We start from the raw sequence: 22,301 nt of genomic DNA, 5'->3' as shown, positions 1-22,301 counted from the left end.
ATGCCGGAATGGCACCGGATTCAAGGTCTCTCGCGGAACCACGGGATGCGATGTCTGTCAGGGTAGATGGGGAATTGTCGGGTGGGGTTCCGGGCCGGAGCGGCCGGACGCGGCGCGTGTTGCGCGGTCCGAGCCCGGAGGCCGTCCCCGCCCTGATCGCCAGGGCCTGCACGCTCGTGGGTCTCCTGGACGTCGCCGCGGGCGTCTTCCCGCGCTTCCGTCACAGCCGTATGCACGCCCTCGCCGAGGTGCTGCCCGGCTCGTTCGGGCCCTTCGCCGCGGCGCTGTCGCTCAGCGCCGGCGTGCTCCTGCTGCTGCTCGCCCACGGGCTGCGGCGCCGCAAGCGCCGGGCGTGGCGCGCCGCGGTGCTGCTGCTGCCCGCGGGCGCCGCCGCGCAGTTCGCGTACCGCCACTCGGTGATCGGCGTCGTCATCTCGGCCGCGCTGCTCCTGCCGCTGCTGCGCCACCGCGACGAGTTCGCCGCGCTGCCCGATCCACGCAGCCGCTGGCGCGCGCTGGCCAACTTCGTTCTCATGGGCGCCGGTTCCCTCGTCCTCGGACTCGTCATCGTCAGCGTCCACGAAGACCGCATGATCGGCGACCCGAGCCTGGCCGACCGCATCAGTCACGTCCTGTACGGCCTGGTCGGCTTCGAGGGCCCCGTCGACTACGCGGGACCCACCTCCTGGACCGTCGCCTTCTCCCTCGGCGCGCTCGGCTGGCTCACCGCCGTCACCACCGTCTACCTCGCCTTCCGCCCCGAACACCCCGCCGCCCGCCTCACGGAGGACGACGAGGCCCGGCTGCGCGCCCTCCTGGAGCGGCACGGCGGCCGCGACTCCCTCGGCCACTTCGCGCTGCGCCGCGACAAGGGGGTCGTCTTCTCGCCCAGCGGCAAGGCGGCGGTCACCTACCGGGTCGTCTCCGGGGTGATGCTCGCCAGCGGCGACCCCATCGGCGACGTGGAGGCCTGGCCCGGCGCGATCGAGCGCTTCATGGACGAGGCGAGGGCGCACTCCTGGACGCCCGCCGTCATGGGCTGCTCCGAGACGGGCGGCGAGGTGTGGACGCGTGAGACCGGCCTCGACGCCCTCGAACTCGGGGACGAGGCGGTGGTGGACGTCGCGGATTTCTCCCTGTCCGGGCGCGCGATGCGCAACGTGCGCCAGATGGTCAAACGCATCGAACGCGCCGGCTACGAGACCCGGGTACGGCGCATCCGTGACCTCGGCGAAGGCGAGCTGGAACGGATACGGCGCGCGGCGGAGGACTGGCGCGGCACCGACACCGAACGCGGCTTCTCCATGGCGCTCGGCCGTATCGGTGACCCGTCCGACGGCGACTGCCTGATCGCCACCGCGCACAAGGCCGACGAGACCCCCGGCCCGTACGGCGACCTGAAGGCCGTCCTGCACTTCGTCCCGTGGGGCGCGGACGGCGTGTCCCTCGACCTCATGCGCCGCGACCGCTCCGCCGACCCCGGCATGAACGAGCTCCTCATCGTGGCGGCGCTCCAGGCCGCGCCCCGGCTCGGCATCGAGCGGATCTCGCTCAACTTCGCGATGTTCCGCTCGGCGCTCGCGCGCGGCGAGAAGATCGGCGCGGGGCCGGTGCTGCGTGCCTGGCGGGGACTGCTCGTGTTCCTGTCGCGCTGGTTCCAGATCGAGTCGCTGTACAAGTTCAACGCCAAGTTCCGTCCGCGCTGGGAGCCGCGCTTCGTGGTCTACGCCTCCTCCCGGGACCTCCCGCGCATCGGCTTCGCCGCCATGCAGGCCGAGGGCTTCGTGAATCTCGCCCTGCCCCGCCTCCTGCGCCGCCGGCCGCCGGCCCCGCGCCCCTGCGCCCACGCGGTGCCGGAACGAGGGGTCAGGGCGGTGTAGCCGTCCGCACCGGGACCGGCGGAGGCGACGGGTCACATCACAGGGCGATGACGCCTCCGCCGGGAGGCCTAGGCTGGACGTATGAGTATTGAGCGCGGGCGCGGCCGAGTCGCGGGACTGCCGACGTGGGACCGCTGCGCGGTCATGGGGGTCGTGAACGTCACCCCCGATTCCTTCTCCGACGGCGGCCGCTGGTTCGACACGACGGCCGCGGTCAAGCACGGCCTCGGCCTGGTCGCCGAGGGCGCCGACCTCGTGGACGTGGGCGGCGAGTCCACCCGCCCCGGAGCCACGCGCGTGGACGAGGCCGAGGAGCTCAAGCGGGTCATCCCCGTCGTGCGCGGCCTCGCCTCCGAGGGCGTCACCGTCTCGGTGGACACGATGCGCGCCTCCGTCGCCGAGCAATCGCTCGCCGCGGGCGCCGCCCTCGTGAACGACGTGAGCGGCGGTCTCGCCGACCCCGCGATGATCCCGGCCGTGGCGGCCGCGGGCGCCCCCTTCGTGGTCATGCACTGGCGCGGCTTCCTGGCCGGCGGGAACGTCCAGGGCACGTACGGGAACGTCGTCACCGAAGTCCTCGACGAACTCCACGCGCGCGTGGAGGCCGTCCTGGCGGGCGGCATCGCCCCCGACCGCGTCGTCGTCGACCCCGGACTCGGCTTCTCCAAGGACCCCGAGCACGACCTGGCCCTCCTGGCCCACCTCGACCGTCTCCGCGCGCTCGGCCACCCCCTGCTGGTCGCCGCCTCCCGCAAGCGTTTCCTCGGCCGTGTCCTGGCCGGCCCCGAGGGCGCCCCGCCGCCCGCGCGCGAGCGCGACGCCGCCACCGCCGCCGTCTCGGCGATAGCCGCCCAGCAGGGCGCGTGGGCGGTCCGTGTGCACGAGGTACGGGCCACCGCCGACGCCGTTCGGGTCGCCCGCGCCGTCGAGGGCGCGCGGACCGGCGCCGGCACGGACACCGCGGACTCTCCGGCCGCAGAGGGAGCCCGGTGAGCACACCCCGTACCGACGTCGAACAGGTCGAACTCGCCAACACGGCGTACTACGAGGCGATGGAACGGGGCGACTTCGAGGAACTGACCTCGCTGTGGCTCGCCCCGCTGGACACCTCCGACGACGACTTCGAGGGCGAGGGCGCGGTCGTGTCCTGCGTCCACCCGGGCTGGCCCGTCCTGAACGGCCGCGGCGAGGTGCTCCGCTCGTACGCGCTGATCATGGCGAACACGGAGTACATCCAGTTCTTCCTCACCGACGTGCGCGTGTCCGTGTCCGGCGACACGGCCCTGGTGACCTGTACCGAGAACATCCTCAGCGGCGGTCCCGCACCCGACGAGGGCGGTGAGCTCGGCCCGCTGGTGGGCCAGCTCGTCGTCGCCACGAACGTGTTCCGCCGCACGGCCGAAGGCTGGAAACTCTGGTCCCACCACGCCTCCCCCGTACTGGCCGAGTCCGGGGAGGAAGAGGACGAGGAATCCGCCGGTTGAGTGGGATGGGGCGCTCCCGGGACGGAGAGGTGATTGGAATCCCCGGTCCGGGGTAGGGGCGGCTACCAACCCGTGAGCCGCCGCGTTCCCCAGGGGAAACGCCCGGTGAAGCCTCGTGGCCTTCACCGGGACGCCCGCCCCGATGGGTGAGCGTTGTCGGTGCCCGCAGGTAGATTCGTTCGAGGCCGGTGTGCCGATCCCACTCGGCGTACGACGGCCCTCACCGACAATTGCAGGAGTGATTCGCGTGGATCGTGTCGCGCTGCGCGGCCTCAAGGCTCGCGGGCACCACGGCGTCTTCGAGAAGGAGCGCGAGGAGGGCCAGACCTTCATCGTGGACCTGACGCTGGGCCTGGACACCCGCCCGGCCGCGGCCGACGACGACCTGGCGAAGACCGTGCACTACGGCGTCGTGGCGGAGGAGGTCGTCGCCGTCGTCGAGGGCGATCCGGTCGACCTCATCGAGACGCTCGCCGAGCGCATCGCCCAGACGTGTCTCAAGCACGAAGGCGTCCAGGAGGTCGAGGTCTGCGTCCACAAACCGGACGCGCCGATCACGGTCCCCTTCGACGACGTGACCGTCACGATCATCCGGAGCCGAGTATGACCACGTCCTTCACCGAGGGTCAGAGCGACCCGACCGTCCAGCCGGTGCCCGCCTCCGTGGTCGAACAGGTCGACGCCGCCGACACCACGCTGAGCAACCCCAAGCGCGCGGTGATCTCCCTCGGCTCGAACCTGGGCAACCGTCTGGAGAACCTCCAGGGCGCCGTCGACGCCCTGGAGGACACCCCCGGCGTCCGGGTCAAGGCCGTCTCCCCGGTCTACGAGACCGAGCCGTGGGGTGTCGAGCCGGGCAGCCAGCCCTCGTACTTCAACGCGGTCGTGGTGCTCAGGACCACCCTCCCGCCGTCCTCGCTCCTGGAGCGGGCGCACGCCGTCGAGGAGGCCTTCCACCGCGTACGGGACGAGCGCTGGGGCCCGCGCACGATCGACGTGGACATCGTCGCGTACGCCGATGTCGTCTCCGACGACCCGGTCCTGACCCTCCCTCACCCCCGCGCGCACGAGCGGGCCTTCGTCCTCGCCCCCTGGCACGACGTGGATCCCGAGGCGCAGCTCCCCGGCCGCGGCGCCGTCGCCGGGCTCCTCGACTCCCTCACCCGCGAGGGCGTCGCCGCCCGCGGCGACCTGGAACTCCGGCTGCCCGAGTAGTCGTTAAGGTCAAGACGACCACTGGCCGGCCCGACACGGGGCCCCGGCCGTACGCGGCTATCGAAGGGGCAACGTGAAAGAGCTGCGGATCAGGACACTGGCTGCCGTTTTCGTGGTGGCCGGAGTGCTGTCCTGGGCGGGCGCCCGCCTGTGGAACGCGGTGGGCACGCTGCCCCGGGTCCCGCTGGCCGCCCCCATCGTCCTCGCCCTGATCGCGATCGTCCTCCTCGCGACGGCCCTGTCGCTGCGCTCCCGGCTCAAGGCCCAGCGCGAGCGCCGCCCCGGCGCCAAGGGCGTCGACCCGCTGATGGCCGCCCGCGCGGTCGTCTTCGGCCAGGCGAGCGCCCTGGTGGCCGCCCTGGTCGCGGGCATGTACGGCGGCACCGGCGTGTTCCTCCTGGAATCCCTGGAGGTCCCCGCCCGCCGCGACCAGGCCATCTACGCCGGCTTCTCCGTCCTCGCCGGAATCGGAGTGATAGCGGCCGCCTTCTTCCTGGAGCGCGTCTGCAAGCTCCCGGAGGACGACGACGAACACCACGGCGGCACCGCCCCGGTGGCGTAGCCGGGCGATGCCGCCCCAGGGTGGCTCCAGCGGGATCCAGCCAGATCCAGCGGGATCTAGCGGGATCTAGCGGGATCTAGCGGGATCTAGCGGGATCTAGCGGGCCATGATGAGGCTCATCGCCTCGTTGCGGGTCGCGGCGTCCCGCAGTTGTCCGCGCACGGCCGACGTGATGGTCTTCGCGCCGGGCTTGCGGATGCCCCGCATGGACATGCACATGTGCTCGCACTCGACGACCACGATCACACCGCGCGGCTCCAGGATCTCCATCAGGGAGTCGGCGATCTGCGTCGTCAGCCGCTCCTGGACCTGGGGGCGCCGGGCGTAGACGTCGACGAGACGGGCCAGCTTCGACAGGCCGGTGATCTTGCCGCTCGTGGACGGGATGTAGCCCACGTGAGCGACCCCCCTGAACGGGACGAGATGGTGTTCACACGTGCTGAACACCTCGATGTCCTTCACCAGGACCATCTCGTCGTGGCCCAGGTCGAACGTCGTCGTCAGCACGTCCTCGGGTCGCTGGACCAGGCCCGCGAATATCTCCTTGTACGCCCGCGCTACCCGCGCCGGCGTCTCCCGCAGGCCCTCGCGGTCCGGGTCCTCGCCGACCGCGATCAGCAGCTCGCGTACGGCGTTCTCCGCGCGCTTCTCGTCGAACTCACCGATCACGCCCTCGCCGTCCAGCGTCACGGGGTCGGTCATCTGGTCCTCGTTCCTGTGGAGCCTGTGCGTGCCTCGACGCGTCCAAAAGGTGCGGGCACACGAAAATGCCGCGCCCCCCAGGCTAGAACCTGGGGGGCGCGGCATCCATTCCGGGCCTGGTGAGGCCGCCCGGAGCCGAGCGGGCTCAGCTCTCCGTGCGGTCCTCCGGGGCCGTCTCCGTGGCCGGGACGGACTCCGTGGCGGTGGCGATGGCCGCCGTCGAACCGTTCGCCCCGTTCGTCAGCGACAGCTCCTTGGGGGAGAGCACCGGCGGGCGGGTGGACGGGGTGCGACGGGAGGAGCCGGTCCACGCGGGGCGGGCCGGGCGCTTCACGATGGGAGCGAAGACCTCGGCGATCTGCTCCTTGCTCAGCGTCTCCTTCTCCAGCAACTGCAGCACGAGCTGGTCGAGCACGTCACGGTTCTCGACCAGGATCTCCCAGGCCTCGTTGTGCGCGTTCTCGATGAGCTTCTTGACCTCTTCGTCGACGAGCGCGGCGACCTCTTCCGAGTAGTCGCGCGGGTGCGACATCTCCCGGCCCAGGAAGGGCTCGGTGTTGTCGCCGCCGAACTTGATCGCGCCGAGGCGCTCGGTCATGCCGTACTGCGTGACCATCGCGCGAGCGGTGGCCGTGGCCTTCTCGATGTCGTTCGCGGCACCGGTGGTCGGGTCGTGGAAGACGAGCTCCTCGGCAGCGCGGCCGCCCAGCATGTACGCGAGCTGGTCCAGCATCTCGTTGCGCGTGGTGGAGTACTTGTCCTCGTCCGGCAGGACCATCGTGTAGCCGAGGGCACGGCCGCGCGACAGGATCGTGATCTTGTGGACCGGGTCGGAGTTCGGGGAAGCCGCCGCGACCAGGGCGTGTCCGCCCTCGTGGTACGCGGTGATCTTCTTCTCCTTGTCCGACATGATCCGGGTCCGCTTCTGCGGGCCCGCGACCACACGGTCGATCGCCTCGTCCAGCATGCCGTTGTCGATGAGCTTCTGGTTGCTGCGCGCGGTGAGCAGCGCAGCTTCGTTCAGCACGTTCGCCAGGTCGGCACCGGTGAAGCCCGGAGTCCGGCGGGCCACCGCGGACAGGTCGACGTTCGGAGCGACCGGCTTGCCCTTCTGGTGGACCTTGAGGATCTCCAGACGGCCCTGCATGTCCGGGCGGTCGACCGCGATCTGGCGGTCGAAGCGGCCGGGGCGCAGGAGGGCCGGGTCGAGGATGTCGGGCCGGTTCGTGGCGGCGATCAGGATGACGCCGCCCTTCACGTCGAAGCCGTCCATCTCGACGAGGAGCTGGTTCAGCGTCTGCTCGCGCTCGTCGTGACCGCCGCCGAGGCCGGCGCCGCGGTGGCGGCCGACCGCGTCGATCTCGTCGACGAAGACGATCGCCGGAGCGTTCGCCTTGGCCTGCTCGAACAGGTCACGGACTCGGGAGGCACCGACACCGACGAACATCTCGACGAAGTCGGAACCCGAGATCGAGTAGAAGGGAACGCCCGCTTCGCCCGCGACGGCGCGTGCGAGGAGGGTCTTGCCCGTACCGGGAGGCCCGTAGAGCAGGACGCCCTTGGGGATCTTCGCGCCGACGGCCTGGAACTTCGCCGGCTCCTGGAGGAACTCCTTGATCTCCTGGAGCTCCTCGACGGCCTCGTCCGAGCCCGCGACGTCCGAGAACGTCGTCTTCGGGGTGTCCTTGGTGATGAGCTTCGCCTTGGACTTCCCGAAGTTCATGACCCGGGAGCCGCCGCCCTGCATCTGGTTCATCAGGAACAGGAAGACGACGACGATGAGGACGAAGGGGAGCAGGGAGAGCAGGATCCCGACGAAGGCGTTCTGCTTGGTCGGCGAGACCGTGTAGCCGTCGGGGATCTGCTTGTTCTGGTACTTGTCCTGCAGGGTGTTGGCCAGGGCCACGCCCTGGTCGCCGATGTAGCTCGCCTGGATCTTCGAGCTGCCGTCAACCTTCTCGCCGTCCTTCAGCGAGACCTTGATGACCTGCTCGTCGCCAGTGGTGATCTTGGCTGACTCGACCTTGTTGTCATTGATCGCCTGGACGACCTGGCCGGTGTCCACCGTCTTGTAGCCGCCGGACGAACCGACGACCTGCATCAACACGACCACGGCAAGGACGGCCAGCACGATCCACATGACCGGCCCACGGAAGTATCGCTTCACGTCCATCCATACGGAGCGGTGCCGCCCCGTCCCTCCTGCCATAGTGAGTTTGATAAAGACTGTTCTTCGGACGGTACCCCAGCATTGTCACCCGAAGCCGCAGGGGACTGCTGGCAATCCTGTCCACGCATGCTCCAACGGCGGGAAACCCGCTGGGGTTCCCGATCGTCCTACCAGGACTGAGCGGCCCTCAGGGAGAGGACGCTCAGCCGCCGTAGACGTGAGGCGCGAGCGTACCGACGAACGGGAGGTTGCGGTACTTCTCGGCATAGTCCAGGCCGTAGCCGATGACGAACTCGTTCGGGATGTCGAAGCCGACCCACTCGACGTCGATCGCGACCTTGGCCGCGTCCGGCTTGCGCAGCAGCGTGCACACCTTGAGCGAGGCGGGCTCGCGCGAGCCGAGGTTGGAGATCAGCCAGGACAGGGTCAGCCCGGAGTCGATGATGTCCTCGACGATCAGGACGTGCTTGCCCTTGATGTCGGTGTCGAGGTCCTTGAGGATCCGCACCACGCCGGAGGACTGGGTGCCGGCGCCGTACGACGACACGGCCATCCAGTCCATGGTGACGGGGGTGGACAGCGCACGCGCGAGGTCCGCCATGACCATCACGGCACCCTTGAGCACTCCGACGATCAGCAGGTCCTTGCCCGCGTACTCCGCGTCGATCTTCGCGGCCAGCTCAGCCAGCTTCGCGTCGATCTCTTCCTTGGTGATGAGCACCGACTTGAGGTCGGTGCCCATGTCTTTCGCGTCCACCCGCATCACTTTCGGTCGTCCGTCCCACTTTTTTGGGCTCGTCACCTACAGGGCGCCATGTAACCGGCGACGGTCCCCTTCGGCACGCCCGCGCGGCCGTTCGGACCGACCGCGCCCCGAGTCGAGGGGTCCCGGGGAGCCGCGTGAGCGGCCCCGGTGCGGGGTCCGGATTCAGCCTTGCCGAATCACCAGTCTGCCACCCTGGCGCTGGGCGACGACTTTGCCCGGGAGATTGATGGCCCCCTGGCCGCGCCATCCGGTGATCAGCCGGTCGATCTCCTCGATGTGCCGGGCGAACAGCGAACCGGCCGGAGCGCCCGCCTCGATGGCCGCGCGGCGCAGGATCCGGCGGCGTACGGCGGGCGGCAGGGCGTAGAGCTTGGCGCACTCCAGGAGGCCTGCCGCGTCCCGTACGGACGCCTCCGCCTGACTGGCCCAGGCGTCGAGCGCGTCGGCGTCGTCCCGGGAGAGCTGGGCCGTACGGGCGAGGGCCTCGACGACTCCTTTGCCGAGCGCCTTCTCGAGGGCGGGCAGACCCTCGTGGCGGAGCCGGGAGCGGGTGTAGGCCGGATCGGCGTTGTGCGGGTCGTCCCAGACGGGCAGCGACTGGACCATGCACGCCTTGCGGGCGGTCTGCCGGTCCAGGTGCAGGAAGGGACGGCGGTAGCGGCCGTCGGCCCCCGAGACCGCGGCCATACCGGAGAGGGAGCGGATGCCGGAGCCGCGGGCGAGGCCGAGCAGGACCGTCTCGGCCTGGTCGTCGCGGGTGTGGCCGAGGAGGATCGCGGTGGCGCCGTGGCGCTCCGCGGCCGAGTCCAGGGCGGCGTAGCGGGCGTCGCGGGCGGCGGCCTCGGGGCCTCCGTCGCGGCCGACGGTGACGGCGATCGACTCGGCCGGGGCGAGCCCGAGCTCGGTGAGCCGCAGCACGACCTCGTCGGCGCGCAGCCCGGAGCCGGGCTGCAGACCGTGGTCGACGGTGATGCCACCGGCGCGGATGCCGAGTTTGGGGGCTTCGAAGGCGAGGGCGGAGGCGAGCGCCATGGAGTCGGCGCCGCCGGAGCAGGCGACGAGCACGAGCGGCGCCGGGGGGACGTCCTCGCCCGGCCGGGGCCGGGAGCTCGTGTGGGCCTGGTCGTGCGCGGCGCGCGCGGGCACGGCGACGCTGCGCCGCGTCCCGGGGGCGGGGACGCGTTCCGCGTCGGGCGCGCAGGGGCGCGCGGCACCGCGCGCGGGCGTGCGCCGGGTGTCGTGGGCGGGCGGTTGCTCGGTCAGGATGTCGTGGAGTACGCGGCGGACCGCCAGGCGTATCGCTGCGACCGCAGGATGGGGACCCATGTCCGGTTCCCTTCATGAAGTTTTCGGGGGGTGAGCCCGGGGATCTGTCACTCAGAGTGTGTAGATGGTGACAGAACCGGGGCGTTCCCCGAGCATTGCACGCCTACCCATGCTCCACGGTCCCTCGGACGGGTGATAGCAGGAGCGTTTGCCTGCCATCGGCCGGATTCGTTTCACGACCGTCCCGTAGGGTTCACGACTCCGCCTTGCGGTGCACCCGCGCGACCCAGTCCGCCGGTTTGGCGATCTCCGCCTTGGTCGGGAGCGTGTTCGGAGAGGTCCACACACGGTTGAAGCCGTCCATGCCGACCTCCTCGACAACGGCCCGTACGAACCGCTCGCCGTCCCGGTACTGCCTGAGCTTGGCGTCCAGGCCCAGCAGTTTGCGCAGGGCCATGTCGAGGCGGGAGGCCCCCTTGGCGCGGCGCTGCTGGAACTTCTCGCGGATCTCGGCGACGGAGGGGACCACGGCGGGCCCGACGCCGTCCATCACGAAGTCGGCGTGTCCTTCCAGGAGGGACATCACGGCGGTGAGCCGGCCGAGGATCTCGCGCTGGGCGGGCGTCTGCACGATTTCCACGAGGGAACGCCCGCCGTCGTCCTCCTCGGTGTCGGGGCGGGAGCCGGAGAGCGACTGGGCGGCCTCCCTGATGCGCTCCAGGACGGTCATGGGGTCGACCTCGGTCTCCGCCAAGAACGACTGGATTTCGCCCTCCAGGTGGTCGCGCAGCCAGGGCACGGCCGAGAACTGGGTGCGGTGCGTCTCCTCGTGGAGGCACACCCACAGGCGGAAGTCGTGGGGCTGGACGTCGAGTTCGCGCTCCACGTGCACGATGTTCGGGGCGACCAGAAGGAGCCGGCCGCCGCCCTTGCCGGAGGCGGAGGGCGCCCCCGCGGGCAGGTCCCGGGTCGCGGGCGCGAACGTCTCGTACTGGCCGAGGACCCTCGACGACAGGAAGGACAGCAGCATGCCCAGTTCGACGCCGGTGACCTTGCCGCCGACGGCGCCGAGGACGGCTCCGCCCGGGCTGCTCCCGCGCCGCTCCTGCATCTTGTCCAGCAGGGGCTTGAGGATCTCCCGGAACCCGGCGACGTTCGCCCGGACCCAGCCGGGGCGGTCGACGACGAGGACGGGGGTGTCGTGAAGGACGTCATCACCCATGCGGGTGAAGCCCCTGACGTGTTCCTCCGAGGCCTTGGCGTGTCGGCGCAGCTCGGCCACGATGGCCCGGGCCTCGTCGCGGCTCACCTCGGGGCCCGGCCGTACGAGCCGGGTCGCGGTCGCCACCGCGAGATTCCAGTCGACCATCCCAGTAGATGCAGCACCACCGATGCTCGTCATGCGTCAACCGTACGTGAGCGGGTCCCGCTGCGGTGAGGGTCCGGCGCCGTCCGCGTCCCGGCCGAGGGGCCGGTGGTGCCTCTGGTTCGCCAGGGGCCGGGAGGGGCCCGATTCCCGGGCCCTGAGGGCGGGAAGGGGCCGCGTCCCGGTCCGGGCCCGCGTCTCGGGCGGGTCGGCCGGGTTCCGCTGCGGCCGGGTTCCGGTGCGGTCGGCCGGATCCCGGTGCGGTCGGATCCCGCTGCGACCGGGTTCCGGTGCGGTCGAGTTCCGGTGCGGTCGGCCGGTCTCGGTGCGGTCGGGTCCCGGTCCGGTCGGCGCTACCGGCAGCCGCACGCCACCAGTGCCGTCGCCGCGTGGTCCAACGCGGCCCGCGCCTCCAGGGTGTTCGGGGGGTTGACGGCGTCGGAGGTCAGGAACGCGAAGGCCAGCAGACGGCCGTCCTTGTCGACGACGGTGCCGGCGAGGGTGTTGACCCCGGTCAGCGTGCCCGTCTTCGCGCGGACGACCCCGGTGGCGGTGGGGGCGTCGGTGTACCGGGTGCTGAGGGTGCCCGTGAAGCCGGCGACGGGCAGGCCGGTGAGGACCGGACGGAGCTCGGGGTGGGCCGGGTCGCCGGCCTTGGCCAGCAGGGCCGCGAGCAGGTCGGCGGAGAGCCGGTCGGCGCGGTTCAGGCCGCTGCCGTCCGCGAACCGCGCCCCGGCCAGCGGGAGTCCGGCCTTCTGGAGCTGGGTGCGGATCGCCTTCGCGTCGCCGTCGAAGCTGGCCTTCTCGCCGGAGGCGAGGGCGACCTGGCGGGCCAGGGCCTCGGCGATGTCGTTGTCACTGTTGGTCAGCATCCGCTCGACCAGGGCGGACAGCGGCGGCGAGGAGACGGAGGCGAGGGCCTGGGAGCGGCTCGTCGCCTTCGAGGGGCCGGGCGCGGTCGCGGTGACACCGTGGTCGTGCAGCAGGTCGGCGAACGTCCGCGCGGCGTCCGCGGCCGGGTCCGGGGCACGCCTGGCCGTCCCGCTGGTCGAGCGGTCGAGGCGGCCCTCGTCGACCATCAGCGGGGTGACCTTCGCGATGTTGTCGTTGACCCCGATGGGGTGAAGGTCGGGGCCCGAGTACAGCGAGGTGTCGTAGGAGAGCGTCACGTGGTCCATGTGACGGGCCTTCAGGGCGGTGGCCGTCTTCTCCGCGAGGGTGCTCAGGTCGGCCCAGCCGTCCGTGGGCTTGCGGGCGGTCAGGGTGGGGTCGCCGCCGCCGACGAGCACGACCTCCTTGGTGTCGGGCTCCAGCACCGCACGCGTCTGGATGCGGTGGTCGGGCCCCAGCGCCGTGAGGGCGGCGACGGCGGTGGCGATCTTCGTGGTGGAGGCCGGCGTCTGGACCTGCTCGGCGCCCTTGCCGTACAGCCGCTCGCCCGTCGCCACGTCGATCACGACGGCGGTGCGTACCGAGCCGAGGACGGGGTTGGACAGCAGCGGGTCGAGGACGCCCGCGAGGGCCTTCCCGGTGGGCGCGGGCCCGGTGCCCGCCCGGCCGCCGAGCCCGGCGAGGACGGAGGCGGCGCTGGGAGCGGGCCGGGGGGACGTCCGGTGCGTACCGGACGTACGTGCGTGATGTGTGCCACCCTCCGGCGCCCGCGATGCGGCCCAGTCCCGCTCGGCCGTACGCTGACCGGTGGAGTCCCAGGGACCGGCCACGGTCACCGCCCCGGCCGCGAGTGCCAGGCCGGCGGTCGCGGCAACGGCTGTGAGCTGCGGTGTCGTCAGTCGCCCGGCACGCGGCCGGACGGCTTGGGTGACCCGCGCCACATGCGGTCTCACCATCCGCGCGACCCGCACCACATGCGGTCTCGCGGCCCGCCAAGCCCTCAGCTCTGGCACGACCACCAGCCCCTTTCGCGATCACCCACCTGCGTGAGGGACACTTAATCACCAGAACTATGTGCTGATCATGGAGGAGCCACCGGTGGAGTTCGACGTCACGATCGAGATTCCGAAGGGTTCACGGAACAAGTACGAGGTGGACCACGAGACCGGTCGGATCCGTCTGGACCGTCGACTCTTCACCTCGACCAGCTACCCGGCCGACTACGGCTTCGTCGAGAACACCCTCGGCGAGGACGGCGACCCGCTGGACGCGCTGGTCATCCTGGACGAGCCGACCTTCCCGGGCTGCCTCATCCAGTGCCGCGCGATCGGCATGTTCCGTATGACGGACGAGGCCGGCGGCGACGACAAGCTGCTGTGCGTCCCCGCGCACGACCCGCGCGTGGAGCACCTGCGCGACATCCACCACGTGTCGGAGTTCGACCGCCTGGAGATCCAGCACTTCTTCGAGGTCTACAAGGACCTGGAGCCCGGCAAGTCCGTCGAGGGCGCCGACTGGGTCGGCCGCGCGGACGCCGAGGCCGAGATCGAGCGGTCCTACAAGCGCTTCAAGGACCAGGGCGGTCACTGACCCCCGAGGGCGGGGTCACCGCCCTTCGCGGGCGGTCTCCGACCTCCGCGCTCTTCCGAACGGGCCGCGTCACCCCCAGGGGTCACGCGGCCCGTTCGTGTGTCCGTACGCATACTGAGGCATACGGAAGGCAAGAAGAACAGCCACACAGACGGGAAAGGCGAGGCTGGAGTTGGTGGCGGACCCGGAAGCGGAAGACCGCAAGCCGCACTCGGACGAGGCGAGGAGTGCTTTCAGCCCGCCCGCGGGTGTGGCGTCGCCGGGACCGGTGGCGGCCGAGGACGAATCCTCGACGACATCGGAGTTCGCGCTCCCCCAGGGCCTCGACGCGCCGCAGTCCGCCGGGCCCGGGCACGAGGGCTCGGCGTTCAGCACACCGCGCACCTACAGCGCCCGGCAGGCACCTCCCGCGTTCACGCCCGCGACCGGGATCCCCATGGTCAGCCTGACCAAGGACGCGCCCTGGCAGGACCGCATGCGCACGATGCTGCGCATGCCGGTGACCGAGCGGCCCGCGCCCGAGCCCGTGCACAAGGAGGACGAGTCGGGGCCCGCCGTCCCGCGCGTCCTCGACCTGACCCTGCGCATCGGCGAGCTGCTCCTGGCGGGCGGCGAGGGCGCCGAGGACGTGGAGACGGCGATGTTCGCCGTGTGCCGCTCCTACGGCCTCGACCGCTGCGAGCCGAACGTCACCTTCACCCTGCTGTCGATCTCGCACCAGCCGTCCCTGGTGGACGACCCGGTGACCGCGTCACGGACCGTACGCCGCCGGGGCACCGACTACACCCGCCTGGCGGCCGTCTACCGGCTCGTCGACGACCTCAGCGACCCGGAGACCGCGATCCCGCTGGAGGAGGCCTACAGGCGCCTCGCGGAGATGCGGCGCAACCGGCACCCCTATCCAGGCTGGGTGCTGACGGCCTCCGGAGGGCTGCTGGCCGGCGCGGCCTCGGTGCTCGTCGGCGGTGACGCGATCGTGTTCGTCGCCGCCGCGCTCGGCGCGATGCTCGGCGACCGGCTGGCCTGGCTGTGCGCGGGACGCGGACTGCCGGAGTTCTACCAGTTCACGGCCGCCGCGATGCCGCCCGCCGCGATAGGGGTGGCGCTCACAGTGGCGCACGTCGACGTGAAGGCGTCCGCCGTCATCACCGGTGGTCTCTTCGCGCTGCTGCCGGGACGGGCGCTCGTCGCCGGGGTGCAGGACGGGCTGACCGGCTTCTACATCACCGCGTCCGCGCGCCTGCTCGAAGTCATGTACTTCTTCGTGGGCATCGTCGTCGGCGTCCTGGTGGTGCTCTATTTCGGCGTGAAGCTGGGCGCGCAGCTCAACCCGGACGCGGCGCTGAACATCTCGGAGCGGCCGCTGCTCCAGATCGCCGCGTCGATGCTGCTGTCGCTCACCTTCGCGATCCTGCTCCAGCAGGAACGTTCCACTGTCCTGGCGGTGACCCTCAACGGGGGCGTGGCCTGGTCGGTGTACGGGGCGATGCACTACGCGGGCGGGATATCGCCGGTGGCCTCCACGGCCGTCGCCGCGGGCCTGGTGGGCCTCTTCGGGCAGTTGCTCTCGCGCTACCGGTTCGCTTCGGCGCTGCCCTACACGACGGCCGCCATCGGGCCGCTGCTGCCCGGTTCGGCGACCTACTTCGGACTGCTGTCGATCGCGCAGAACAACGTCGACAAGGGACTGGTGTCGCTCACCAAGGCCGCGGCCCTCGCCATGGCCATCGCGATCGGCGTGAACCTGGGGTCGGAGATCTCGCGGCTGTTCCTGCGTCTGCCGGGCGGCTCCGCCGGCGGCCGGCGGGCCGCCAAGCGGACACGCGGGTTCTGAGGGCGCGTCCCGGCGGCCCGCGCCGGGCGGAGGCCCGGTCCGGGGAGGACCGGGCGGGTGCCTCAGTTCTGCGCGGGGCCCTGGCCGTAGGGGTACTGGTCGGCGTCGTACGGACGGCGGGGGTGGCCCTGGGGGTGTTGCTGGGGGTTGGCCTGGCCCTGGTCGTAGCCCTGCTGGTAGCCCTGGTCGTACTGCTGCTGGTCGTAGCCGTAGCCCTGGTCCGAGCCGTACGGCTGCTGGGGCTGGGGCTGGTACTGCTGGGGCGGCCGGGGCTGGTGCTGGGACGGCTGCGGGTGCTGGGGCTGCTGGTACTGCTGCTGGGCCGGGTACGGGTCGCCCTGCCGGCCGTAGCCCTGCCCCGGGTTCCCATAGGGGCGGCCCTGGCCCTGGTCGCCGTACGACTGGCCCTGGTTCCCGTACGACGACTGGCCCTGACCCTGGTTCCCGTACGACTGGTCCTGACCCTGATGGCCGTACGACTGGTCCTGGCCCTGGTGGCCGTACGACCGGCCGTGGCCCTCGTCGCCGTAGGGACGGGCCTGGTGGCCGCCGCCGTACGGCGAGTCCTGGCCCTCGTGGACCGGCGGGACGCGCAGCGGCCTGGTCGCGTCGTCCATGACGGGCGCGGCGGGGCGGGTGCGGGCGGCCTCGGAGGGGGCCGGGAAGGGCTCCTGGAAGTCCTGCGGCTCCTCGGCCTGCGGCGGGTTCTTCTTGGCCTGGGAGCGGGCGCGCAGGAACTCGATGATGATCGGGACCACCGAGACGAACACGATCAGGATCAGGATCAGTTCGATGTGCTTGTTGACGAACTCGATCTTGCCGAGCCAGGAACCGAGCAGCGTGACGCCCGCGCCCCACAGGACGCCGCCGATGACGTTGAAGGTGAGGAACGGGCGGTACCGCATGCCGCTGACGCCCGCGATGATCGGCGTGAACGTGCGCACGACGGGCACGAAGCGGGCCAGCACCAGGGACTTGGGACCGTACTTCTCGAAGAACTCGTTGGCCTTGACCACGTTCTCCTGCTTGAACAGGCGGGAGTCCGGGCGGGTGAACAGCGAGGGGCCGACCTTCTTGCCGAAGAGGTAGCCCGCCTGGTCGCCGAGGATCGCGGCGAGACAGATCAGCGGGACCGCCGCCCACAGCGGGAAGTCCATGGCGTCCGTGGCGATCAGCAGACCGCAGGTGAACAGCAGCGAGTCACCCGGCAGGAAGAAGCCGATGAGCAGGCCGGACTCCGCGAACACCACCAGCAGCAGGCCCCAGATGCCGAAATTGTCCAGGAGCGTGTTCGGATCAAGCCAACTGGGACCGAGGGCAAGCGTCATCACGGGTCCGGGCTCCTGAGGGGTGAAGGGAGGTACGGCGGTCCTGTACGGCCGGCCAAAGCTATCAACGCAATGTGTCGACGCCAGGTTCCACCCGTGACTCCAGGATGCACTGTGCGACGACTGGGACAAAGCTGTGGACCATGGGCATCGATGAATACGGCGGCGGCCAGGGTCCCCACGCGGACGTCATGGTCGTGACGACGAACGACGTTCCCGGCCACCGCGTCGAGCAGGTCATCGGCGAGGTCTTCGGACTCACGGTCCGCTCACGGCATCTGGGCAGCCAGATCGGCGCGGGCCTGAAGTCGATGATCGGCGGTGAGCTCAAGGGGCTCACCAAGACGCTGGTGGAGACCCGCAACCAGGCCATGGAACGGCTCGTCGAGCAGGCACGCGCGCGTGGCGCCAACGGCGTGCTCATGTTCCGCTTCGACGTCTCCGAGGCGGCGGACGTGGGCACGGAGGTCTGCGCCTACGGCACGGCCGTGGTCCTGGTGAAGGAGTAGGCGCAGCGCGCGACGCCCGGCATCGGCACGGGCCGCCCACCGGTCAGGGGGCGGCAGGCCCACCCGGTCAGGGGCACGTCTCGGTGAGAGGCACGCGACGCGCGCGCGTAAGGGGCGCCCGCAGTGGCGGACGCCCCTTACCGGTCAGGCCTCCCCGGGGTGCCGGGCCGCGTTCGCCGTGATCGCGTCCCTCAGGTGCTCGGCCAGCCCCGGCCGCATGGAGTCGTAGAACGCCTTGAACCGTTCGTCCGCGACGTGCATCTCGCCGAGACCCCGGTGGATCTCGTACGTGCAGGTGTAGAACCACTTGGTGATGTGCTGCCGGTGTTCCTCGGCCATGTCCATGGCCCGCGTGCCGTCCGGCCGCTCCCCGTCCGCCATCAGGGCGTCGTAGCGCTCACCCCAGGAGGCCACCTCGGCCTGCATGCGCTTCCAGTCGTCCTTGGTGTAGCGGGCGGTGCGGCGCTGCGACTCGGCGTACGTCTCCGTGCCGCCCCAGCGGCGTTCGGCCTCCTCGGCGTGCTCCTCGGGGTCCTTGTCGCCGAAGACCTCGAACTTCTCCTCGGGGGTGAGGTTGATGCCCATCGTGCGTGCCTCCATGGCGTGCTCCACGGCCGCGGCCATCTTCTGCAGCTTCTCGATCCGGGCGGTCAGCAGCTCGTGCTGGCGGCGCAGGTGCGCGCGCGGGTCCGCCTCCGGGTCGTCGAGCAGGGCGGCGACCTCGTCGAGCGGGAAGCCGAGCTCCCGGTAGAACAGGATCTGCTGCAGCCGGTCGAGATCGGCGTCGCTGTAGCGCCGGTGGCCCGCGTGACTGCGTTCCCCCGGCGCGAGCAGACCGATCTCGTCGTAGTGGTGCAGCGTGCGCACCGTGACTCCGGCGAATCCGGCGACCTGGCCCACTGAGTAACCCACTTCCGCTCCTTCCTCGGTACGCCCTTCACGATGGGGCCTGACGTGACGTGAGGTGCAAGCCCGAAGTGCCGGGCCCGGCCGGGTCGGTGGCGACGCTCGGGATGTTATGTCCGATTCGCGCGCTTAGGGTGAGCCCGTGACCCACGAAGCGGCTCCCCCGGGACCGGCCCCCGCCCGGGCGACGCCCGCACGGACGCTGCTGCCGCTGTTCCTTCCGGCCGTGGTCGTCGGCGCGATCTCGAGCCTCCTCTACGTCGGGGTGAGCAAGCTCGCCGACCGGCTCAAGGACGTGCTCTGGACCGACCTGCCGGACGCTCTCGGCATCGGCGGATACTCCTCGCTCTGGATGATCGTCATGCTCACCACCACCGGCATCCTGGTCGGTCTGGTGGTGTGGAAGGCCCCGGGGCACGCGGGCCCCGATCCGGCCACGGTGGGGCTCCAGGCGGAACCGATGGCCCTCTACATCCTTCCCGGGCTGCTGGTGGCGACCATGCTGATGCTGGCGGGCGGTCCGAGCCTCGGTCCCGAGAACCCGATCATCGCCACCAACGTCGCGCTGGCGTTCTGGGCGGGCCGCCGGTTCGCGCCCGCGGCCCCCGGGGAGCTGTGGATGATGCTGGCCGAGGCGGGGACCATCGGCGCCCTGTTCGGCACCCCCGTCGCCGCGGCGCTCGTCATCTCCGAGGCGCTCGCCGGACGGCAGGTCAGGGGCATGCTGTGGGACAACCTCTTCGCGCCGCTGACGGCCGCCTCGGTGGGCTCGATCACGACGGCGCTGCTGGGACACGCGAGTTTCGACCTGGGTCTGCCCCCGCTCGGCAGCCCTGGCTGGGCCGATGTGCTGTCCGCGGTGGTCGTCGCCTCGGCCGCGGCCGTGCTCGGCCTGGCCGGGGTCTACGCCTTCCCCTACGTGCACAAGGCCTTCTCCCTCCTGCGCCATCCCATGGCCGCCCTGCCCGTCGGCGGGCTCGTCCTCGGCCTGCTGGGCTGCCTGGGCGGGCCGCTGACGCTGTTCAAGGGCCTGGACCAGGTCGCCGAGATCGCCCACGACCCGGACGGCTGGTCGGCGGGCCGGTTCGCCCTCATGGCCGTGGTGAAGCTGGCCGCGCTCGTCGTCGCGGCGTCCTGCGGATTCCGTGGCGGCCGGATCTTCCCCGCCGTCTTCATCGGCGCCTCGTTCGGCCTGTGCGCCCACGCGCTGGTGCCGGCGGTCGAGCCGTCGCTGGGACTGGCCGCGGGGGTCCTGGGCACGCTTCTCGCGACCACCCGGCAGGGCTGGGTGAGCCTGTTCACGGCCGCGGTCCTGGTGTCCTCGCCGTCGATCATCGCCCTCCTCTGCATCGCCTCCCTGCCCGCCTGGCTGCTGGTGACCGGGCGGCCGCAGATGCAACTGCGCAAGGACGGAAGCGCGGTCCGGTGAACCGCCGGGGCGCCCTCATCCGATGAACAAATGGGACGCCCGTCCCGCAGACCGTTGGGAGAAGCCCGTGCCGCTCCACCAGGGCCAGCAGAAGCCCGATGCCCACCCCCACTCCGTCAACCCCTTCTACGGCGAGGCCAACCCGGTCAGCGGCATGGTCCAGGCGCCGCCCAAGCACCGCCTCCCGGACGGCCCGCTGCCGCCGACGACCGCGCTCCAGCTCGTCCACGACGAGCTCATGCTGGACGGGAACTCCCGGCTGAACCTCGCCACCTTCGTCACCACCTGGATGGAACCGCAGGCGGGCGTCCTGATGGCGGAGTGCCGGGACAAGAACATGATCGACAAGGACGAGTACCCCCGGACGGCCGAACTGGAGCGGCGCTGTGTGTCGATGCTCGCCGACCTGTGGAACGCGCCGGATCCGTCGGCCACGGTGGGCTGCTCCACGACCGGGTCGAGCGAGGCGTGCATGCTCGCCGGCATGGCGCTGAAGCGGCGCTGGACCCAGCGCAACGCGGACCGCTACCCGGGCGCCCGGCCCAACCTCGTCATGGGCGTGAACGTCCAGGTGTGCTGGGAGAAGTTCTGCAACTTCTGGGAGGTCGAGGCCCGCCAGATCCCCATGGAGGGCGACCGGTTCCACCTCGACCCGGAAGCGGCGGCCGCGCTGTGCGACGAGAACACGATCGGGGTGGTCGGCATCCTCGGCTCCACCTTCGACGGGTCCTACGAACCGATCGAGGAGCTGTGCGCGGCCCTGGACCGGCTCCAGGAGCGCACCGGACTCGACATCCCGGTCCACGTCGACGGCGCGTCCGGCGCGATGATCGCGCCGTTCCTGGACGAGGACCTGGTCTGGGACTTCCGGCTGCCGAGGGTCTCGTCGATCAACACCTCGGGCCACAAGTACGGCCTGGTCTACCCCGGCGTCGGCTGGGCGCTGTGGCGGACGGCGGCCGAGCTGCCGGAGGAACTGGTCTTCCGGGTGAACTACCTGGGCGGTGACATGCCGACCTTCGCGCTCAACTTCTCCCGCCCCGGCGCGCAGGTCGTCGCGCAGTACTACACGTTCCTGCGGCTGGGCCGGGAGGGCTACAGAGCCGTGCAGCAGACGACCCGGGACGTGGCACGCGCCCTCGCCGAACGCGTGGACTGCCTGGGCGACTTCCGGCTCATCACCCGAGGGGACGAACTGCCGGTCTTCGCCTTCACGACGGCGCCCGAGGTCACGGCGTTCGACGTGTTCGACGTGTCCCGCAGAATGCGGGAGACCGGCTGGCTGCTGCCCGCGTACACCTTCCCCGAGAACCGCGAGGACCTGTCCGTGCTGCGCGTGGTGTGCCGCAACGGCTTCTCGTCCGACCTCGCCGACCTCTTCATCGAGGACCTGACCCGGCTGCTCCCCGAACTGCGCCGCCAGCCCCACCCCCTGACCCACGACAAGGAGGCGGCGACGGCCTTCCACCACTGAGGGCCGGCCCGGCCCACCTTCCCCGGCCGCCGGCTCCGGGCCGGGCCACCCGGGACCGGTGGGTCCCAGGCAGCCCGGCGGCCCCGCCCCGGGTCGTTCCGTCAGCGGCTCAGGCGGGCGAAGCGCCGTACCGCCAGCGGGAAGAAGACGGCGAGCAGGGCCAGTGGCCACAGGATCGCGGCGCCGATGTGGCTCGGTTCGCCGCCCGGTCCGCCGAACAGATCGCGGACGGCCGTGGCCGTCTGGGACATGGGGTTCCAGCCGACCACCGTGCCCAGCCAGCCCGGCATGGAGTCGGGGGAGGCGAAGACGTTGGACAGGAAGCCGACGGGCCACACCAGAATCTGCACGGCCTGCACCAGCTCCGGCTTGCCGGCCACCATCGCCAGGTGGATACCGATCCACAGCATGGCGAAGCGGAGGAGCAGAAGCAGCCCCATCGCTCCGAGGAACGCCCCGGGGGTGCTGTCGGGACGCCAGCCGAGCGCGTACCCGACCCCGGTCAGCACGGCCAGGCTCACCGCGGACTGAACCATGTCGGCGGCCGAACGGCCCACGAGGACGGCCCCGTTCGCCATCGGCAGGGAACGGAAGCGGTCGATGACGCCCTTGCCGAGGTCCTGGGTGACGGCCAGCATCGTGCCCTCAAGGCCGAACGCCATGGTCAGGGTGAGCATGCCCGGCACCAGGTACCCGACGTAGTCGCCCTCGACGTCCCGGCCGCCACCGACCAGGTAACCGAACATCAGGAGCAGCATCACGGGGAACACCAGGCCGACCGCCGCCTGGACGGGCTGCCGTGCCCAGCGGGCGAATTCGCGGCGGGTCATCGTCCAGCAGTCGGAGAACAACCCTGCTACCGCGCCGGGTTCGCGCAGCCCGCCAGGGCCCGCCGGCCGCCTGGATGTCCGATTCCCTGCGCGGAAGGT

General features: G+C 71.2%; 20 protein-coding genes. 11 read left to right on the top strand and 9 right to left on the bottom strand.

The window, feature by feature from the left end:
• Positions 1–50: 50 nt before the first annotated feature.
• The 6 genes from ACZ4TO_RS25330 to ACZ4TO_RS25305 all read left to right on the top strand — a co-directional run bounded on the left by ACZ4TO_RS25330 (position 51) and on the right by ACZ4TO_RS25305 (position 5,141).
• Positions 51–1,880, top strand: coding sequence for a phosphatidylglycerol lysyltransferase domain-containing protein (locus ACZ4TO_RS25330; protein WP_468025288.1), 1,830 nt, complete (start codon positions 51–53; stop codon positions 1,878–1,880).
• Positions 1,881–1,961: 81 nt separating this feature from the next.
• The gene (gene folP / locus ACZ4TO_RS25325) at positions 1,962–2,873 is read left to right on the top strand and encodes a dihydropteroate synthase (RefSeq protein ID WP_382784074.1); all 912 of its coding nucleotides are present in this window, start codon (positions 1,962–1,964) and stop codon (positions 2,871–2,873) included.
• Positions 2,870–3,364: a nuclear transport factor 2 family protein gene (locus ACZ4TO_RS25320; RefSeq protein WP_468025287.1), complete on the top strand. Its 495-nt coding sequence runs from the start codon at positions 2,870–2,872 to the stop codon at positions 3,362–3,364. Before folP ends, ACZ4TO_RS25320 begins: the two co-directional genes overlap by 4 nt.
• 247 nt (positions 3,365–3,611) lie before the next feature.
• A complete protein-coding gene (gene folB, locus ACZ4TO_RS25315) occupies positions 3,612–3,971 on the top strand; it encodes a dihydroneopterin aldolase (protein WP_382784069.1) in 360 nt (119 codons plus the stop codon).
• Positions 3,968–4,579: a 2-amino-4-hydroxy-6-hydroxymethyldihydropteridine diphosphokinase gene (gene folK / locus ACZ4TO_RS25310; protein WP_361684793.1), complete on the top strand. Its 612-nt coding sequence runs from the start codon at positions 3,968–3,970 to the stop codon at positions 4,577–4,579. The genes folB and folK overlap by 4 nt, the downstream gene beginning before the upstream one ends.
• A gap of 73 nt (positions 4,580–4,652) precedes the next feature.
• Positions 4,653–5,141 (top strand): DUF3180 domain-containing protein, encoded by a 489-nt coding sequence (locus ACZ4TO_RS25305; RefSeq protein ID WP_103552701.1) that lies wholly within the window; start codon positions 4,653–4,655, stop codon positions 5,139–5,141.
• A 96-nt stretch (positions 5,142–5,237) separates the two neighbouring features.
• Here the strand turns inward: ACZ4TO_RS25305 and folE are convergent, their stop codons facing one another.
• The 6 genes from folE to dacB form a co-directional block, all read right to left on the bottom strand.
• Positions 5,238–5,843 (bottom strand): GTP cyclohydrolase I FolE, encoded by a 606-nt coding sequence (gene folE / locus ACZ4TO_RS25300; RefSeq protein ID WP_382784064.1) that lies wholly within the window; start codon positions 5,841–5,843, stop codon positions 5,238–5,240.
• A 145-nt stretch (positions 5,844–5,988) separates the two neighbouring features.
• Positions 5,989–8,016, bottom strand: a complete 2,028-nt coding sequence (gene ftsH / locus ACZ4TO_RS25295) for an ATP-dependent zinc metalloprotease FtsH (protein WP_382784271.1) — start codon at positions 8,014–8,016, stop codon at positions 5,989–5,991.
• A gap of 199 nt (positions 8,017–8,215) precedes the next feature.
• Positions 8,216–8,776, bottom strand: a complete 561-nt coding sequence (gene hpt, locus ACZ4TO_RS25290) for a hypoxanthine phosphoribosyltransferase (protein WP_037625953.1) — start codon at positions 8,774–8,776, stop codon at positions 8,216–8,218.
• 165 nt (positions 8,777–8,941) lie between these two features.
• Positions 8,942–10,105, bottom strand: a complete 1,164-nt coding sequence (gene tilS / locus ACZ4TO_RS25285; protein ID WP_382784060.1) for a tRNA lysidine(34) synthetase TilS — start codon at positions 10,103–10,105, stop codon at positions 8,942–8,944.
• Between the two features lie 193 nt (positions 10,106–10,298).
• A complete protein-coding gene (locus tag ACZ4TO_RS25280; protein WP_355766535.1) occupies positions 10,299–11,447 on the bottom strand; it encodes a zinc-dependent metalloprotease in 1,149 nt (382 codons plus the stop codon).
• Between the two features lie 317 nt (positions 11,448–11,764).
• Positions 11,765–13,258 carry a D-alanyl-D-alanine carboxypeptidase/D-alanyl-D-alanine endopeptidase gene (gene dacB, locus ACZ4TO_RS25275; RefSeq protein WP_468025286.1) on the bottom strand — a complete coding sequence of 498 codons (1,494 nt, stop codon included), beginning with the start codon at positions 13,256–13,258 and terminating at the stop codon, positions 11,765–11,767.
• A 142-nt stretch (positions 13,259–13,400) separates the two neighbouring features.
• Between dacB and ACZ4TO_RS25270 the strand changes: the two genes are divergently transcribed.
• The gene (locus tag ACZ4TO_RS25270; RefSeq protein WP_037625961.1) at positions 13,401–13,892 is read left to right on the top strand and encodes an inorganic diphosphatase; all 492 of its coding nucleotides are present in this window, start codon (positions 13,401–13,403) and stop codon (positions 13,890–13,892) included.
• 175 nt (positions 13,893–14,067) lie between these two features.
• Positions 14,068–15,726 carry a threonine/serine exporter family protein gene (locus ACZ4TO_RS25265; protein WP_382784053.1) on the top strand — a complete coding sequence of 553 codons (1,659 nt, stop codon included), beginning with the start codon at positions 14,068–14,070 and terminating at the stop codon, positions 15,724–15,726.
• Positions 15,727–15,788: 62 nt separating this feature from the next.
• Here the strand turns inward: ACZ4TO_RS25265 and ACZ4TO_RS25260 are convergent, their stop codons facing one another.
• Positions 15,789–17,057, bottom strand: coding sequence for a DedA family protein (locus ACZ4TO_RS25260; protein ID WP_468025285.1), 1,269 nt, complete (start codon positions 17,055–17,057; stop codon positions 15,789–15,791).
• Positions 17,058–17,197: 140 nt separating this feature from the next.
• Here ACZ4TO_RS25260 and ACZ4TO_RS25255 point away from each other — a divergent pair, with 140 nt between their 5' ends.
• Positions 17,198–17,563, top strand: a complete 366-nt coding sequence (locus tag ACZ4TO_RS25255; protein ID WP_385043422.1) for a YbjQ family protein — start codon at positions 17,198–17,200, stop codon at positions 17,561–17,563.
• Positions 17,564–17,707: 144 nt separating this feature from the next.
• Here ACZ4TO_RS25255 and ACZ4TO_RS25250 read toward each other — a convergent pair whose 3' ends face one another.
• Positions 17,708–18,475: a MerR family transcriptional regulator gene (locus tag ACZ4TO_RS25250; RefSeq protein ID WP_468025284.1), complete on the bottom strand. Its 768-nt coding sequence runs from the start codon at positions 18,473–18,475 to the stop codon at positions 17,708–17,710.
• 136 nt (positions 18,476–18,611) lie between these two features.
• Here ACZ4TO_RS25250 and ACZ4TO_RS25245 point away from each other — a divergent pair, with 136 nt between their 5' ends.
• Positions 18,612–19,898 carry an ion channel protein gene (locus tag ACZ4TO_RS25245; RefSeq protein ID WP_468025283.1) on the top strand — a complete coding sequence of 429 codons (1,287 nt, stop codon included), beginning with the start codon at positions 18,612–18,614 and terminating at the stop codon, positions 19,896–19,898.
• Positions 19,899–19,965: 67 nt separating this feature from the next.
• On the top strand, positions 19,966–21,372 hold the full coding sequence (locus tag ACZ4TO_RS25240) for a glutamate decarboxylase (protein WP_468025282.1): 1,407 nt from the start codon (positions 19,966–19,968) through the stop codon (positions 21,370–21,372).
• 101 nt (positions 21,373–21,473) lie between these two features.
• On the opposite strand, the gene ACZ4TO_RS25235 is transcribed toward ACZ4TO_RS25240, so the two are convergent.
• Positions 21,474–22,202: an ABC transporter permease gene (locus ACZ4TO_RS25235; RefSeq protein ID WP_468025281.1), complete on the bottom strand. Its 729-nt coding sequence runs from the start codon at positions 22,200–22,202 to the stop codon at positions 21,474–21,476.
• Positions 22,203–22,301 lie beyond the last annotated feature (99 nt).

Source organism: Streptomyces sp. NPDC028298, assembly GCF_055565895.1.
Note: the sequence above shows the minus strand (reverse complement) of the source record. Positions and strands in the feature narration are given on the sequence as shown.